The organism is Streptomyces sp. NBC_01716 (genome assembly GCF_036248275.1).
Lineage (GTDB): Bacteria > Actinomycetota > Actinomycetes > Streptomycetales > Streptomycetaceae > Streptomyces.
The window spans coordinates 2,654,512-2,668,549 of the sequence record NZ_CP109181.1; the positions used below are offsets into that span (position 1 = coordinate 2,654,512).

Genomic DNA, 14,038 nt, shown 5'->3' on the forward strand with positions numbered 1-14,038 from the left:
GTCCGAAGCGGCCACTGCCCCGACCACCAGACAGAACTGTCGATGGGGCTGGAGAATGATCGAGGCAGTCGGCCTGACGAAGCGCTACGGCGCCAAGACGGCCGTGTACAACCTTTCCTTCCAGGTCAGGCCCGGTGCCGTCACCGGGTTCCTGGGCCCCAACGGCTCCGGCAAGTCCACGACGATGCGGATGATCCTCGGTCTCGACCAGCCGACCGCGGGCCGTGTGACGGTCGGTGGCCATCCCTTCCGGGAGCTTCCCAACGCGCCCCGTCAGGTCGGCGCGCTGCTGGACGCCAAGGCGGTGCACGGCGGGCGCAGTGCGCGCAGCCATCTGCTCTCGCTCGCGCAGCTCTCCGGCATCCCGGCGGCCCGGGTCGACGAGGTCCTGGGCGTGGTCGGTCTCCAGGACGTGGCACGGCGCCGTTCCAACGGCTTCTCGCTCGGTATGGGCCAGCGGCTCGGCATCGCCGCCGCGCTGCTCGGCGACCCGCAGGTGCTGCTCTTCGACGAGCCGGTGAACGGCCTCGACCCCGAGGGCATCCTCTGGGTCCGCAATCTGATGAAGCAGCTCGCGTCCGAGGGCCGTACGGTCTTCGTCTCCTCGCACCTGATGAGCGAGATGGCCCTGACCGCCGAGCATCTGATCGTGATCGGGCGCGGTCAGCTCCTCGCCGACATGAGCGTGAAGGACTTCATCTCGCACAACTCGGCGGACTTCGCCCGGGTCCGCCCCGCGGAGGGCGATTCCGACGGCCGCGAGAAGCTGGTCGCCGCGCTCGGTGAGGCGGGCGGCCAGGTGCTGTCCGAGCGGGACGGCGCGCTGCGGGTCACCGGGCTGCCGCTCCCCCGCATCAGCGATCTGGCGCACGAGTCGGACGTACGGCTCTGGGAACTCTCCCCGCACCAGGCCTCGCTGGAGGAGGCGTACATGCGGCTGACGCAGAACGCCGTGGACTACCGGTCGACGGCCGACCAGCTCGCCGGTTTCGCGCCGCCGCCGCAGCCGGGCTACGGGGTGCGGTTGTACGAGCCTCCGGTCGTGCCCGAGGTGCCGACGCAGGGCTGGTACGCGCCGCCGCCGCCCGGGGAGAACCCGTACGCGTCGGACTCCCCGGTCGGGGCCGCCGCGCCCGCGCAGGCACCCGCACAGGCGCCTGTGGACGCACCGGCGGACGCACCAGTGCCCGCCGCGAAGACCGCGAAGGCCCCGGCTGCCGCGCCGGCGCCCGTGAGCGCCGGGCCCGCGCCGGCGAGCGCCGCCGATCTCGTCAAGCACGTGAGCGACGAGAAGGCGGCCACGGCCGGCGAGCCGGACGAGACCGGGGCGAAGACCGAGACCGGGACCCAGACCAAGACCAAGACCACCGAGGACGACCGATGACAGCCCCGTACGAGCAGCAGGCCCCGATCTGGCAGGGCGGGCAGCCCCTGGGGTCGTACGTCTCGCCGATCCCGGTCCGCCGGGCCACCCTCGGTGACGCGGTGGCATCGGAGTGGACCAAGATCCGTTCCGTCCGCTCGACCATGTGGACACTCGGCATCATGATCGTCCTGATGGTGGGCATCGGCGTGCTCGTGGCCTGGGGTGTCTCCATCTCGGAGGCCACTCTCGGCGAGGAGTCGGCGCTGCCGCTGGGCTTCTTCGGTGTGCTGCTGGGGTCGATCTGTGTGATCACCCTCGGCGTGCTGACGATCGCGTCCGAATTCGGCACGGGGATGATCCGCACCACCCTGACCGCCTGCCCCAGCCGGGGCCGGGTGCTGGCGGCGAAGTCGATCGTCTTCTTCCTGCTCGTCCTGACGATCACGACGGTGACGGCGACCCTGGTCGGCGCCATCCATGTCGCCATGCTCGACGGCCGCGCGCCCACCGGCCAGGAGTGGCTGCGGGCCACCTTCGGCGTGGGCCTGTTCATGGCGCTGCTCGGCCTGCTGTCGCTGGCCGTCGGCGCGCTGATCCGGCACTCGGCGGGGGCGATCACCCTCATGATCGGGGTGGTGCTGCTGCCGCTGGTGATGGCGATGTTCATGTTCTCGTCGTCGCTGGCCAAGGTGCAGGAGGCCCTCTTCGAGTACTCGATCCCGAGCCAGATCTCGGTGCTCTACGCCGTCTCGATGACCGGGTCGGGACCGAACGGCTGGGACCCGGTGTTCATCGCGGCGGGTGTCACGGCCGTGGTGATGGGCTTCGCCTTCTTCTCGCTCAACCGCCGCGACGTATAGGCCGGTTGCGGACGCTGACGCCGTGACCGCCGCCGGCCCGGCTCAGAACTTCGGCGCGTTACGGGACCGCTGCACCCGCGAGGTGCGGCGGTCCTTCGCGTTCCAGCACGCCTTGTGCCAGTGGCGCCGGTCGTCCACGCCGCCGTACTCCGGCCACGCCACCACGTGCGGCACACCGGAGGGGATCTCCTGGTCGCACCCGGGGCACCGGTAGCGCTTGCCCGCGGCGCTCGCGCCGGCGACCTGCCGGACCGCCCACTCCTCGCCCTGCCAGGACTCGGTCCGCTGAAAGCCGCCGTACCGGTCCGACGCCTCACCGGCGTGGTCGGTCGAGGGTTCGCCGCCTCGGGGGCGGTTGCGGCGCGGGGACACGGGACACCTCACGGGGCAGACAGCACGGTTCCCCTCCAGCGTACGGGCCGCACCGCCCCGGCCATGGCGGCACGGCGTGAGACGGTGGGCACCCGCACGGGGCAGTTAGCGGACAATCGCAACAACTTCTGTGGCGCCCGTGCCCATGGCACGTGTCAGACGTTAACGCCAGTGGAGGGGAGCCGCGTCAGCCGCAAGGAGGCAGAAGGCGATGCGAGTTGGAGCTTTTGTACTGGCGGCCCAGTTCCCGGGCCAGGGCCAGGGGGAAGCACTGCACCGGGCGGTGCGCACGGCGGAGGTCGGCGAGGAGTCCGGACTGGACTCGGTCTGGCTGGCCGAGCACCACTTCGTGCCGTACGGCACCTGCCCGTCGGCCGTGACACTGGCCGGTCTGCTCCTGGGACGAACCCGGCGCATACGGGTGGGTACGGCGGTCAGCGTGTTGCCGAACACGCATCCGGTGGCCCTCGGCGAGCAGGCGGCGCTGCTGCATCTGCTCTCCGGGGGACGGTTCTCGCTCGGCGTGGGACGGGGCGGGCCCTGGGTGGACCTGGAGGTCTTCGGGTCGGGGCTCCAGGCGTACGAACGGGACTTCCCCGAGTCGCTCGATCTGCTGCTGCGGTGGCTGCGCGAGCCGTGGGTGTCGGCGGACGGCGAGCGCTACCGGTTCCGTGAAGTCCCCGTCGTACCAAGGACGGACGAGCTGATCGGGGGCGCGGGCGGACCCGAGGTCGTCGTGGCGTGCACGTCCGCGAAGAGCGTGCGGCTGGCGGCCGAGCGCGGGCTGCCGATGCTGCTGGGGATGCACTGCGGGGACGAGGAGAAGGCCGAGATGGTGGCCCTGTGGCGGACGCACGCCACCGCCGCCGGCCACGCTCCCGATGAGGTGACCGGCGCCGCGCACGTGTCCGCGGGGGTGGCCCAGATCGCGGACGGCCCCACGGAGGCGACCGAGGCGCTGGTGAAGGCCATGCCCGGCTGGCTGCGGCAGGGGCTCGGCGCCCATGTGACGGTGGACGGCAGGCACAGGTCCATGCGCGATCCCGTCGCGTACACGGAACTGCTGTGCGCACTGCATCCGGTGGGGTCTCCCCGGCTCGCCGCCGACCGCCTCGCGGCCACGGCGGAACGAACCGGAATCACGCGCTTCGCGCTGCTCGTCGAGGGCTCCGGGGACCTGGTGGCCACGGAGGAGAACGTACGGAGGATGGGGGCCGAGGTACTGCCCCAGTTGAGTTGAGGGCGACGCGGCCGGCGCGCCCGATCGTCGCCGGTCGTCCGGCGGATCCCTGTGTCGGCCCAGGAATCCGCCGACAGACCGGAGCCCGTCAGCAGTCCCTGAGCTCCGGGGACTGGTTGAGCAGCTGACCCCTGATGGAAGTGAAGCGGGCGAGCCTCTCGTCCACCGAGGGGTCCAGGGGGAACACCGCGACCCGGTGACAATTCTGGAATGCCAGCCGTACCCCGAAGTGGCGCTGAAGCGCACCGCGGATGGCGTCACTGGCGAGCGCGCGCAGCAGCTGACCACGTGCCTGCTCGTCCGGCGGCGGCGTCTGGTTGTCGGCGAACTCTCCGCCGTCCACCTTCAGCTGAGCCACCAAGGAGCTGATCATCTCCCACGCGAAGGGCAGGGAGGTCCGGACGCAGTCGACGAATTCGGCTTCGTCGACCTCGCCTCGCTCGGCCTGCTCCAACAGTGCCGGTGAGACGTCGAGCGACATGGGTTCTCCTCTCGCGACCCCACCAAAGCGGGGCCTTACGGGCAGGGAAGGGGGAGACGACGACGCAGCGTGCACGACCGGCGACCTCCTGCATCCACGTTATGCGTGCTGTCCGGACCGCACCAGGCGAATGGGAACACAACCGGCCACAAACGAAAGGGGCTTGGGGGGCGAATCGCGATGAGCGGCGACAGTCGAGTAGCGTTGCGGACCATGCGTCTCGTCATCGCCCGCTGCTCCGTCGACTACGCGGGCCGTCTCACCGCCCACCTGCCCATCGCGCCCCGTCTGATCCTGGTCAAAGCCGACGGGAGCGTGTCGATCCACGCGGACGACAGGGCGTACAAACCGCTCAACTGGATGTCGCCGCCCTGCACTCTCAAAGAGGGCACCGGCGACGATGTCGGAGTATGGACGGTCGTGAACAAGGCGGGCGAGAAACTGATCATTACGATGGAGGAGATCCTCCATGACTCGTCACACGAACTCGGTGTCGATCCAGGCCTGATCAAGGATGGCGTGGAAGCACACCTCCAGGAACTTCTCGCCGACCGCATCGAGACACTCGGCGACGGCTACAGCCTGATCCGCCGCGAATACCCCACCGCCATCGGCCCGGTGGACATCCTGTGCCGCGACGCGGACGGCGCGACGGTCGCGATCGAGATCAAGCGGCGCGGCGACATAGACGGCGTTGAGCAACTGACGCGCTACCTCGACCTGTTGAACCGCGATCCCCATCTCTCCCCGGTCCGCGGCCTGTTCGCGGCCCAGGAGATCAAACCCCAGGCCCGCGTACTGGCGACGGACCGCGGGATCGGATGTGTGGTGCTGGACTACGACGCGCTGCGGGGCATCGAGGACGACAAACTGCGGCTGTTCTGAGGGCTGTTGGCGTCCGGAGCCGGGACCTGTGGGACGGCCGCGTAAAGTCCCGGTATGGAGAACCGGAGCCGTGATCGCGCCGAGGACGTCCGGGATGTCGTGGCCGCCGGCATGCCCGGCTATCGGGTCGACGGCGTGGAGTTCCTCGGCGAGGGCGAGGACAACAGGGTCTACGAGGTCAACGGCGAGCTGATCGTGCGGTTCAGCAAGGATCCCGATCCGCGGAGCCGGGCCACGAAGGTGAGCGACGAGACCCGGCTGCTCACCACCGTCGCGAGCGTCTCGCCGCTGCCCGTCCCCGAGCCGGCGTTCACCGTTGCCGACCAGGGGTGTCTGGGCTACTTCAAACTCCCCGGTCTGCCGCTGACCGACGTGTCACTACCGCACCGATCGGCCCACAGCGCCGCGGTCGCCGCCGTACTGGGCGAGCTGCTCGGCGCGCTGCACAGCGTTCCGGTCGGCCCGATGGCCGAGTTGGTGGAGAACGACGAGCAGCCGAAGGCGCTGTGGCTGGAGGAGGCGAGGGAGACCTACGCCGCCGTCGCCGGGCGGGTGCCGGCGGAGCATCGCGACGCGGTGCGCGCGTTCCTGGACGCGCCGCCGCCGGCCGACGGACATGCGCCGGTCTTCTCCCACAACGACCTGGGGATCGAGCACGTTCTCGTCGACCCGGACACCTGGGAAGTGACCGGTGTCATCGACTGGACCGACGCCGCGATCGTCGACCCCGCATACGACTTCGGCCTCATCCACCGGGACTTGGGCCCCGCCGCCGTCCACCGCGCCCTGCGCGCCTACCCGGCCGACGCCCGAGAGACCGAGGCGATCGCCGAGCGAGCGATCTTCTATGCCAGATGCGCCCTCCTGGAGGACCTGGCCTACGGCCTCGAAACGGGCCGGCGGACCTACCTGGACAAGAGCCTCGCCGCGCTGCGATGGCTGTACCCGACAGGGTGAGCGGACGGGGGACGCCCTGCGCCCCCTGAGCCGCCGAGCCGAACCGGGCCGGCCTCCTGAGGCGCACGGAGCCGGTTGAGCTGGGCGACACGTGCCGTCGGCGTCAGCCCCGGAGGTACGACAGCAGTTCCCGCTCGGCGTGGTCCAGGTGCTGCTGGCCGACCTCGCCCGCACGGTCCGGGGCGCCGTCGCGGATGGCCGCGAGGATGCTCTCGTGCTCGTCCAGGATCTCCCCGGGGGCGAGCAGGTGCGCGTTCTGGACCTGGGCGAGGCAGAGCCGGATCTCGTTGATGACCAGGCCGTGCGCCCGGGACAGCCGCTCGCTCTCCAGGCTGTCGATCAGCGCGCGGTGGAACTCCACGTCCGTCTGCACGATCGAGGCGACGTCGGAGCCGGTCGCCGATGCCCGGAACTCCTCGTGCGCCTTCCGCACCTCACTCGTCAACAGCCGCTTCTCGGCGAGCAGTTGGTAGGACCGCACCTCCACCACACCGCGGGCGAAGTAGAGGTCGCGCACCCGCGTCTCGTCCAGTGAGGGGACGCGCGCGCTGCGGTGCGCGGTGCGTTCCAGCAGGCCCTCGCCGACCAGCCGCTCGATCGCCGCCTTCGCGGTCTGCCGCGCGACGTCGTACTCGGCGGTGACGGACGCCTCGGTCACGGCGGTGCCGACACGGATCTCATCGGTGAGTATCCGTTCGCGAAGCGACGTCACGAGAGCGTCGCCGATGGATTGGGTCGCGAGCCGGATCGCCATGGACGGGTCCTTTGCGTCGTGGAGGGGTGCGTGAGCGTAGGGCCTCTCGTCCGGATCATGCCGGGCTCACGTGCCCCGTACACACCCGCTCCTCGATCCGGCCTGATCCCGGCGAAAGACCCTGGGAGAAGGATAGCGACTTAACCCTGGACAAGCTGACAAGTTGAGTGAGATAACTTGACGAACAATTTTTGAGAGGATCAGGTAAATGCAGGTAGACGCCCCCCGGCAGGTGGTACTGGCCCCGGACAAGTTCAAAGGGACGGTGACGGCGCAGCGTCTTGTCGAGCTGATGGCCGCCGCTGTCGCCGAGCGGGGCGACCGCACGACCGTCACGCCCCTGCCCGTCGCCGACGGCGGCGACGGCAGTGTGACGGCCGCGGTGTCGGCCGGCTGGACCGCTGTCGCCGTCCCCGCCGCCGACGCGTGGGGCGAGGCGCTGGAAGCGCCCGTCGCCCGGCTCGGCGACCGGGCGATCGTCGAGGTGGCGTCCGTCTGCGGCCTCGGCGCGCGCCGCCCCGGCCCCGCCCGGGCGGCGTCCGCCACGACCTACGGCGTCGGCCTGGCTCTCGCCGCCCTGCTGGACGACGGGGTCCGTGAGATCACCCTGGCGCTCGGCGGCGCCGCCGCCACCGACGGCGGTACGGGGATGCTGGCCGCTCTCGGCGTCGAGCTGTGCGACGCCGGGGGCACCCCGCTCGCCCCCGGCGGCACCGCGCTGGCGGGCCTCGCGCGGGTACGGGCCGACGGCCTCCACCCGGCGCTGCGCGAGCTGCAGCTGGTCCTGGCCTGCGATGTCGACACCCCGATGGTCGGGCCGGACGGATCGGCCGAGATGTTCGCCCGGCAGAAGGGCGCCGACGACGCGACGATCGCGCGCCTCTCGGCCGGCCTGGCCCACGCGGCGCCCCTGCTTGAGAACGTGTTCGGAGCCCCTGGAGCCTCGCTGCGGCCGGGCGCCGGGGCCGCGGGCGGACTCGGCTGGGCCGGTCTGCTGCTCGGCGGGCTGCCGCGCTCGGGCGCCGAGGTCTTCCTGGACCTGCTGGGCGCGGCCGAGCTGATCCGCGGCGCCGACCTCGTCATCACCGGGGAGGGCCGCCTCGACGCGCAGAGCCTGCGCGGCAAGGCCCCCGTCGCCGTCGCCCGGCTCGCCGCCACGTACGGAGTGCGGACGGTCGCCGTCGTCGGCAGCGACCTGCTCACCACCGAGCAGGGCGGGTCCGGGCCGTTCGCCGACGTCGTCGCCCTCGACCGCATCGACCCCGCCTGCGCCGACGACCCGGAGCTCACGGGCCGCCTCGTCGGCCGGGCCGTCCACACCTTGCTCGCGGCCCATCCGGGCCCCGGCACCCCCGCCAGGAACGGAGCCCGCTCGTGACTTCCCGCCCCTGGAGCTGCGACACCTTCGTCGCGCTCCCGGACACCACCCGCCGCCCCGCCGTCCTTTTCGGCAAGAACAGCGACCGCCCCGCGGGCGAGGCCCAGCCGCTGCGCCACGCACCGGCCCGGCCGGCGGGCGAGCCTCTGCGGCTGGCCTACGTCACCCTCGACGACGCGCCGGCCTACGCACACATCGGGTCCGCCCCCTACTGGTGCTGGGGCTACGAGATGGGGGTGAACGAGCGGCGCGTCGCCATCGGCAACGAAGCGGTCTTCACCCGCCCGTGGGCCGACGCCGTCGCCCGCGAGAAGGCCGGCGACCACCAGCGGCCCGGCGTACTCGGCATGGAGCTGGTCCGCCTCGGCCTGGAGCGCGGCGGCACCGCGCGCGAGGCGCTGGACGTGATCACCTCCCTGCTGGAGCGGTACGGCCAGTGGGGCTCGGCGACGGTCGGCGCCCCGCACGCCGACGGCGCCTACGACAACGCGTACGTGCTCGCCGACCCCCACGAGGCGTGGGTGCTGGAGACGCTCGGACGTGACTGGGCGGCGCGCCGGATCACCACGGGTGTCACCCCGGTCAGCAACGAGCTCTCCCTGCGTACCGACGCGGATCTCACCAGCCGCGGACTGCGGGACGCCGCCACCGCCGCCGGATGGCCGGCGGACCGGCCGCTGGACGTCGCCGACGCGTTCACCGACCCCGGCACTCCGCTCCAGGTCTCGCACATCCGCCGCCGCAGGGCGCGCCAGTTGCTCGCCGAAGGCGCGGCCACCGCGACCGGCGTCGGGATCGGCACGGCGAAACGGGTGCTGCGCGACCATCTGGAGGACACGTTCCTCGGCGGGCCCTCCTTCGACGCCGCACGGCCGGACTTCCACACGCTGTGCATGCACGAACACCCGTCGGGCTTCACCTGGGGCAACACCGCCGCGTCGCTGATCGTCGAACTGCACGCGGAGCCCGGCCCGTTGACCCTGTGGTGGTGTCCCACCACCCCCTGCACGGGCGTCTATCTGCCGGTGCCGCTGGAGGTGGAGACGCTCCCCGAGGCGCTGACGCTCCCGCTGCCCGGGCCCTCCCGGGACCCCCGCGACCACCCGCGGGCCACCCACGACCCGGCATCGGTCTGGTGGCAGTGGCAGCACCTGCTCGACGCGGCGAAGGAGCCCGGCGCCCGGGACTTCACCGCGCGCGCCGCCAGGCTGCGCGCCTCCTTCGACGCCCTCGAAGCGCGCTGGGCCGACGCACTGCCCACCTCGGCCGACGATCCCGCGGCCCTGACCGCCTTCACCCGCGGCTGCCTGGACGAGGCCCGTGCCGAAGCCGCCGCGCTCGCAGGGGAGTTCGGCGCGGACCCCGCCCGGGCCCTGGACAGCCGCTGGGCGGCTTCCGCCGTCTGATCCCCCGCACCACCCCTCACCCCTCACCCCTCACCGCCCACCCTCCACGAGCACCGAGTCCCCTCCTGGAAAAGAGCCACCCTCATGTCCCTCAGAGACTCCTTCCGCGGTCCGGAGGCGTCACTCGACGACCAGATCGAGAGCTTCGCCGTCGAGCGCGTCCCCGACAGCAAGCGCTGGCCGATCCCCGCCATCAGCCTCGTGCTGCTCGGGAACGCCACCGCGATGTTCTTCTTCAGCTTCGGCGCTCAGCAGACCTTCCTGGTGGGCTGGCCGCTGATGCTGCTGCCGATCGGCTACTTCTTCATAGGCGCGATCCTCATAGGCTCGCTGACCATGCGCATGGCCAGCCGTGAGGGCCTCTCGCAGAGCCTGATCTCCCGGGGGCTGGGCTTCGGCAGCCGCGGGGCGGCGTTGACCTCGTTCATCTACGCGGTCAACTTCGTCTACTACTTCCTCTTCGAGGGGACGATCGTCTCGCACGCGATCGCGTACTACTTCGACATCCCCATCGACTCCTTCGTCGGCATCGGGATCTTCGCCCTGATCGGCCTCGTCACGATCGCCTTCGTCTGGCGCGGGATGTACGCCATGTCGGTACTCCAGACCTGGGGCTTCCCGATCTTCGTCGGCCTCCTCGTGTGGGCGCTGGTCGCCCTCGGCTCGGACCACGACGTGGCCGGCGTCGGTCAGTGGCAGTCCACCGCCACGGGCGGCGGGGCGGCGCTGTGGACCGCGATGAGCTTCGCCAACGGACAGATGATCTTCCAGGGGCTGATGGCCACCGACTACGGGCGGTTCGCCAAGCGCCGTATCCGCTACCGCGGCACCGCGACCATCATGCTTCTCGAACTCGTCCCCATGCTCGTCATCATCCTCATCGGCGCCATGCTCGGCTCGTCCCTGGTCGACTCCTTCGGCCAGGAGAAGGCACAGGACCCCGGGTTCGTCTTCGTCCACCTCATGGGCCTGGCGGGCGTGGTCTTCGTCGTCATCACCCAGATCCGCATCAACGTGATGAATCTCTACGGTGGCTCCATCACCCTCTCCAGCGGGTTCGACGCGGTGGCCAAGTTCCGTCCGGGGCGCCCCTGGTGGATGTTCGCGGTCTGGATCTTCGGTGTCGTGTTCTACGCGACGAACGTCATCAACCACCTCGGCACATTCCTGGCCATCACCGGTGTGCTCACCAACACCTGGGTGCTGATCATCCTCGCCGACTACTTCGTCTGCCGTCGCTGGCTGGGCCTCGGCCGGGCCGAGAACATCGAGTTCCGCGACACCGAGGTACGGGAGTGGAACCCGTGCGGTCTGGTCTCCCTCGGTCTCGCCGTCTTCGTCGGCGCCCTCGGCATCGTGGAAATCTACCCGGTGGCCTACGCGTCGTTCATCGCGATGTTCCTCGGGCCGCTCGTCCACATCGCCCTCACCAAGGCGACCGGGGGCCGTTACTACACACCGGACCCCGACCGGCCCGCACCGGCGGCCGCGGTCGCCGTCTCGAAGGACTGACACCACCCGTCGAACCGCCCCGGCCTCCGTGGATCGATCCATGGAGACCGGGGCGGTTTCACGCGGTCGAGGAGCGGTTCGGTCAAGTCCCCGCGGGCGTGGGAGACATCACCGCTGTACGGACGTGGCCGAGGGGTCCGTCGACGTCGGGCCCGCCGGGTCCGCCGGGTCCGCCGGGAGGCCGATCGTGGCCGACTCCGGAGGCGGAGGGGGCGGTTCCGTCGTCGTCGCCGGCGGGGGCGTGGTCGGGGTCGTCGGGGACGGACTGGTCTTCGTGGGGGTCGGCGACGGGCTCGTCCTCGTCGGGGTGGGCCTGGTGTCGGACGGGTCCGGGTCCGGTGAGGTCGGGTCGTCGTCCGGGGACGAGGGGTCGTCCGACGGGGAGTTGTCCGGATCCGGGGTGCCGGGACCGCTCGTGGTGGGCGTCGGGGTGCCCGAGTCCGTCCTGGCCGGGACCCCGGCCGGCTTGGCCGGCTTCTCCGTGTCCGCGTCCGTCGGCGTCGAGTCGTCGTATCCGGCGGTGCCGTCGTCGTCCGTCGAGTTGTCCGTCTGGACCCGGTCCGTGGGCGAGGTGTCGTTGCCCGACGCCCCGAGTGTCACGACCGTGCCCAGTACGGCGGCGAGCACCGCGCCCGCGCCCGCGGCGACCAGGTTGCGGCGGGCGCCGCCCAGCACCGGACGGCGGCGGCGCGGCGCGGCGCCGCCCGTCGGCGGGGTGTCGTCGCGCCGGGTCACCAGCGTCATCCGGTCGTCCGGCGACCGCGGGTGGGACACGGGCACGATCATCGAGACGCCGCGCGACGGCGACACCGGCAGTTCGTCGTCCGCCCGGTGGTGGGGGACGACCACCGTGTTCCCGTTCTCACGGTCGCTGACCAGGGCCAGCGCCCTGCGGCCGGACACCGTGCCCTGCTTGTCCGCCACCGCCCCGCGCATGCCGATGGAGGTCTCCAGTTCGGCGCGGGCCCGGTCCAGGCTTCCGACGCAGAGCGCGAGAATCCCCAACTCGTGGTGGAAATACGCCTCTTCGGCGACCTCTCCGGCGATCCGCGCCGCCTCCTGGCCGATCCGCAGCGCGCGCTCCCAGGCGCCCCAGTGCAGTCCCGCCATGAAGGCGGGCGCCGCGCCCCTGGCCAGCAGGACGGCGGAGCTCGCGTGCCCCGCCTCGCCGCTGGAGACCAGTGGCGTCATCGCGGCCAGCAGCGCGTCGGCCTCGGCAGAGGCCCGGCGCGCGGTGACCGACGGATGGCCGGCCCACCAGGTGAAGTGCTGGACGGCGACGTGCGCGCGGGACGTGGCCTCGTCGCCGTACCCCTGCGCCTCCAGTTGCGCGAGGGCTCCGGCGGCGAGCCGGTAGCGCGGGCCGACGGGTGAGAGCAGGCCGGCGCCCATCAGTTCGCCGACGGCGGCGTCGGCGTGGGTGTCGCCCACCAGGGCAGGCAGATGGGCCTGGTGCGGGACCTCGCCGCCGAGCGCGACGGCGAAGCGCAAGGTCTCACGCGCGGCCTCGGAGAGCCGGGAGGCGAGCAGTGCGGCGGGCGCGGCGCCCTCGCCGAGGGTCGGCAGCGGGATGTCGTACCCGTCGGCGGTGAGCCCGCCGTCATCGAACAGCCCGTCCTGGCCCGGCCCTTGGCCCTGCGGAGAGCCGGCCGGCTCATGGACGAAGACCCCGTCCGCCTCGTACGCCTCCGAGTCGCCGCGCAGCCGGTCGCGTCCGCGCAGCAGCGCCGCGGCCTGGACGAAGCGCTGCGGCAGTCCCTCGGACTCGAACCAGAGGTCACCGGCCCAGTTCGACTCCTCGTCGGTCAACGACCGCCCGGTGGCGCGCTCCAGCAGATCGAGCGAGGCTGCGCGGCCAAGTCCGCCGAGCAGGACCTCTTCGAGGGGCGAGCGCGAGATGGGGGCGTCCACGTCCGGCGTGACGGCGAGAAGGAAGGCGCATTCCGGTGCGGCGCCGAGGAGTTCGTCCAGCGGCTCGCCGCCGAATTCGAGGTCGTCCACGACGACGATCGCGCCGATGCCGCGGACCAGTTCCAACAGGCCCGCGCGGTCGGGGCGGTGGAGCGCGGACCGGTAGACCGCCGCGTACAGCTCGTACAACAGCTCGGTGACGGTGCGGTGGTGGCCGGAGAGCCGTACGACCCCGTCCGGCGCGAGGTCCTCGCACTCGGCTGCGACGGCCTCGATCAGTGAGGTACGGCCGGAGCCGGCGGAGCCGGTGAGCCGTACGGAGCGGCCGCGCCCCAGCAGTTCGGCCAGTCGCTCGCGCTCCTCCTGACGCTCCAGCAGCGGGAGCGGAGGCGCGCCGGGGCCTGGCGGTATCGGCGGACGGCCGGCACGGCGCTGCTCGGCGCGCTCGTCGGCGTCGAGCCTGGCGGGGGTGGGCGGTTGCGATCCCGGCGGGCAGGGCTCGATCTCGCTGCCGTCGACCGGGTTGACGGTGATCAGGAAGTCGCCCGAGATCAGCTCGACGGTGCGCGCGGGCGCCGGGTGCGTCCCCCACGGGTTCGGCCGGTCCGCGGCTTCGGCGGCCCTGTCATCGGCGCGCCCGGCGCCCGCGGGACCTGTGCCCGTGGGACCGGCACCCTCGGGACCTGGGTCCGCCGGATGGGTCGGGTCGGTCGGGTTCATCGTCAAAGCCCCCCAGATCGTGGCGTGCGGTTGCTCTCCCGGCCTCGCACGCCCCGCTGTCACTTCTGGTCCGGTGCCCGCCGTGTGGGTCGGCCGACGGCCGAAACCCTAAACCTCCGCACAGTATCCAGGAACAGCCGGGGTGCCACCTCGTCCGAGACGTCACGGTCTCGTGAGGATTGTGCGTGGCCCGGCG

General features: G+C 71.9%; 12 protein-coding genes. 8 read left to right on the forward strand and 4 right to left on the reverse strand.

The genetic code is table 11. The features are described from left to right. Positions 1-55: 55 nt before the first annotated feature. Both OIE74_RS11295 and OIE74_RS11300 read left to right on the forward strand, forming a co-directional pair. The gene (locus OIE74_RS11295) at positions 56-1,384 is read left to right on the forward strand and encodes an ABC transporter ATP-binding protein (protein ID WP_329381472.1); all 1,329 of its coding nucleotides are present in this window, start codon (positions 56-58) and stop codon (positions 1,382-1,384) included. After that, on the forward strand, positions 1,381-2,226 hold the full coding sequence (locus tag OIE74_RS11300; RefSeq protein ID WP_329381475.1) for an ABC transporter permease subunit: 846 nt from the start codon (positions 1,381-1,383) through the stop codon (positions 2,224-2,226). Before OIE74_RS11295 ends, OIE74_RS11300 begins: the two co-directional genes overlap by 4 nt. Before the next feature lie 42 nt (positions 2,227-2,268). On the opposite strand, the gene OIE74_RS11305 is transcribed toward OIE74_RS11300, so the two are convergent. Further along, a complete protein-coding gene (locus OIE74_RS11305; RefSeq protein WP_329381477.1) occupies positions 2,269-2,598 on the reverse strand; it encodes an ATP/GTP-binding protein in 330 nt (109 codons plus the stop codon). Positions 2,599-2,809: 211 nt separating this feature from the next. On the opposite strand from OIE74_RS11305, the gene OIE74_RS11310 reads away from it, so the two are divergent. Beyond that, positions 2,810-3,838 (forward strand): LLM class flavin-dependent oxidoreductase, encoded by a 1,029-nt coding sequence (locus OIE74_RS11310; RefSeq protein ID WP_329381481.1) that lies wholly within the window; start codon positions 2,810-2,812, stop codon positions 3,836-3,838. A gap of 88 nt (positions 3,839-3,926) precedes the next feature. Here OIE74_RS11310 and OIE74_RS11315 read toward each other — a convergent pair whose 3' ends face one another. After that, positions 3,927-4,319: an SCO5389 family protein gene (locus OIE74_RS11315; RefSeq protein WP_023538618.1), complete on the reverse strand. Its 393-nt coding sequence runs from the start codon at positions 4,317-4,319 to the stop codon at positions 3,927-3,929. Between the two features lie 213 nt (positions 4,320-4,532). On the opposite strand from OIE74_RS11315, the gene nucS reads away from it, so the two are divergent. Then, the gene (gene nucS, locus OIE74_RS11320; protein ID WP_189105426.1) at positions 4,533-5,204 is read left to right on the forward strand and encodes an endonuclease NucS; all 672 of its coding nucleotides are present in this window, start codon (positions 4,533-4,535) and stop codon (positions 5,202-5,204) included. Between the two features lie 54 nt (positions 5,205-5,258). Beyond that, positions 5,259-6,161 (forward strand): phosphotransferase family protein, encoded by a 903-nt coding sequence (locus tag OIE74_RS11325; protein ID WP_329381488.1) that lies wholly within the window; start codon positions 5,259-5,261, stop codon positions 6,159-6,161. A 103-nt stretch (positions 6,162-6,264) separates the two neighbouring features. Here OIE74_RS11325 and OIE74_RS11330 read toward each other — a convergent pair whose 3' ends face one another. Then, entirely contained in the window at positions 6,265-6,915 is a 651-nt protein-coding gene (locus tag OIE74_RS11330) for a GntR family transcriptional regulator (RefSeq protein ID WP_329381491.1), read from the reverse strand. 208 nt (positions 6,916-7,123) lie between these two features. On the opposite strand from OIE74_RS11330, the gene OIE74_RS11335 reads away from it, so the two are divergent. From OIE74_RS11335 to OIE74_RS11345, 3 genes are all read left to right on the forward strand, one after another. Then, on the forward strand, positions 7,124-8,293 hold the full coding sequence (locus OIE74_RS11335; RefSeq protein WP_329381494.1) for a glycerate kinase: 1,170 nt from the start codon (positions 7,124-7,126) through the stop codon (positions 8,291-8,293). After that, on the forward strand, positions 8,290-9,699 hold the full coding sequence (locus OIE74_RS11340; RefSeq protein ID WP_329381496.1) for a C69 family dipeptidase: 1,410 nt from the start codon (positions 8,290-8,292) through the stop codon (positions 9,697-9,699). Before OIE74_RS11335 ends, OIE74_RS11340 begins: the two co-directional genes overlap by 4 nt. 84 nt (positions 9,700-9,783) lie before the next feature. Further along, on the forward strand, positions 9,784-11,211 hold the full coding sequence (locus tag OIE74_RS11345) for a purine-cytosine permease family protein (protein ID WP_329381499.1): 1,428 nt from the start codon (positions 9,784-9,786) through the stop codon (positions 11,209-11,211). Between the two features lie 108 nt (positions 11,212-11,319). On the opposite strand, the gene OIE74_RS11350 is transcribed toward OIE74_RS11345, so the two are convergent. Continuing rightward, positions 11,320-13,842: an ATP-binding protein gene (locus OIE74_RS11350; protein ID WP_329381502.1), complete on the reverse strand. Its 2,523-nt coding sequence runs from the start codon at positions 13,840-13,842 to the stop codon at positions 11,320-11,322. Between the last annotated feature and the right edge of the window lie 196 nt (positions 13,843-14,038).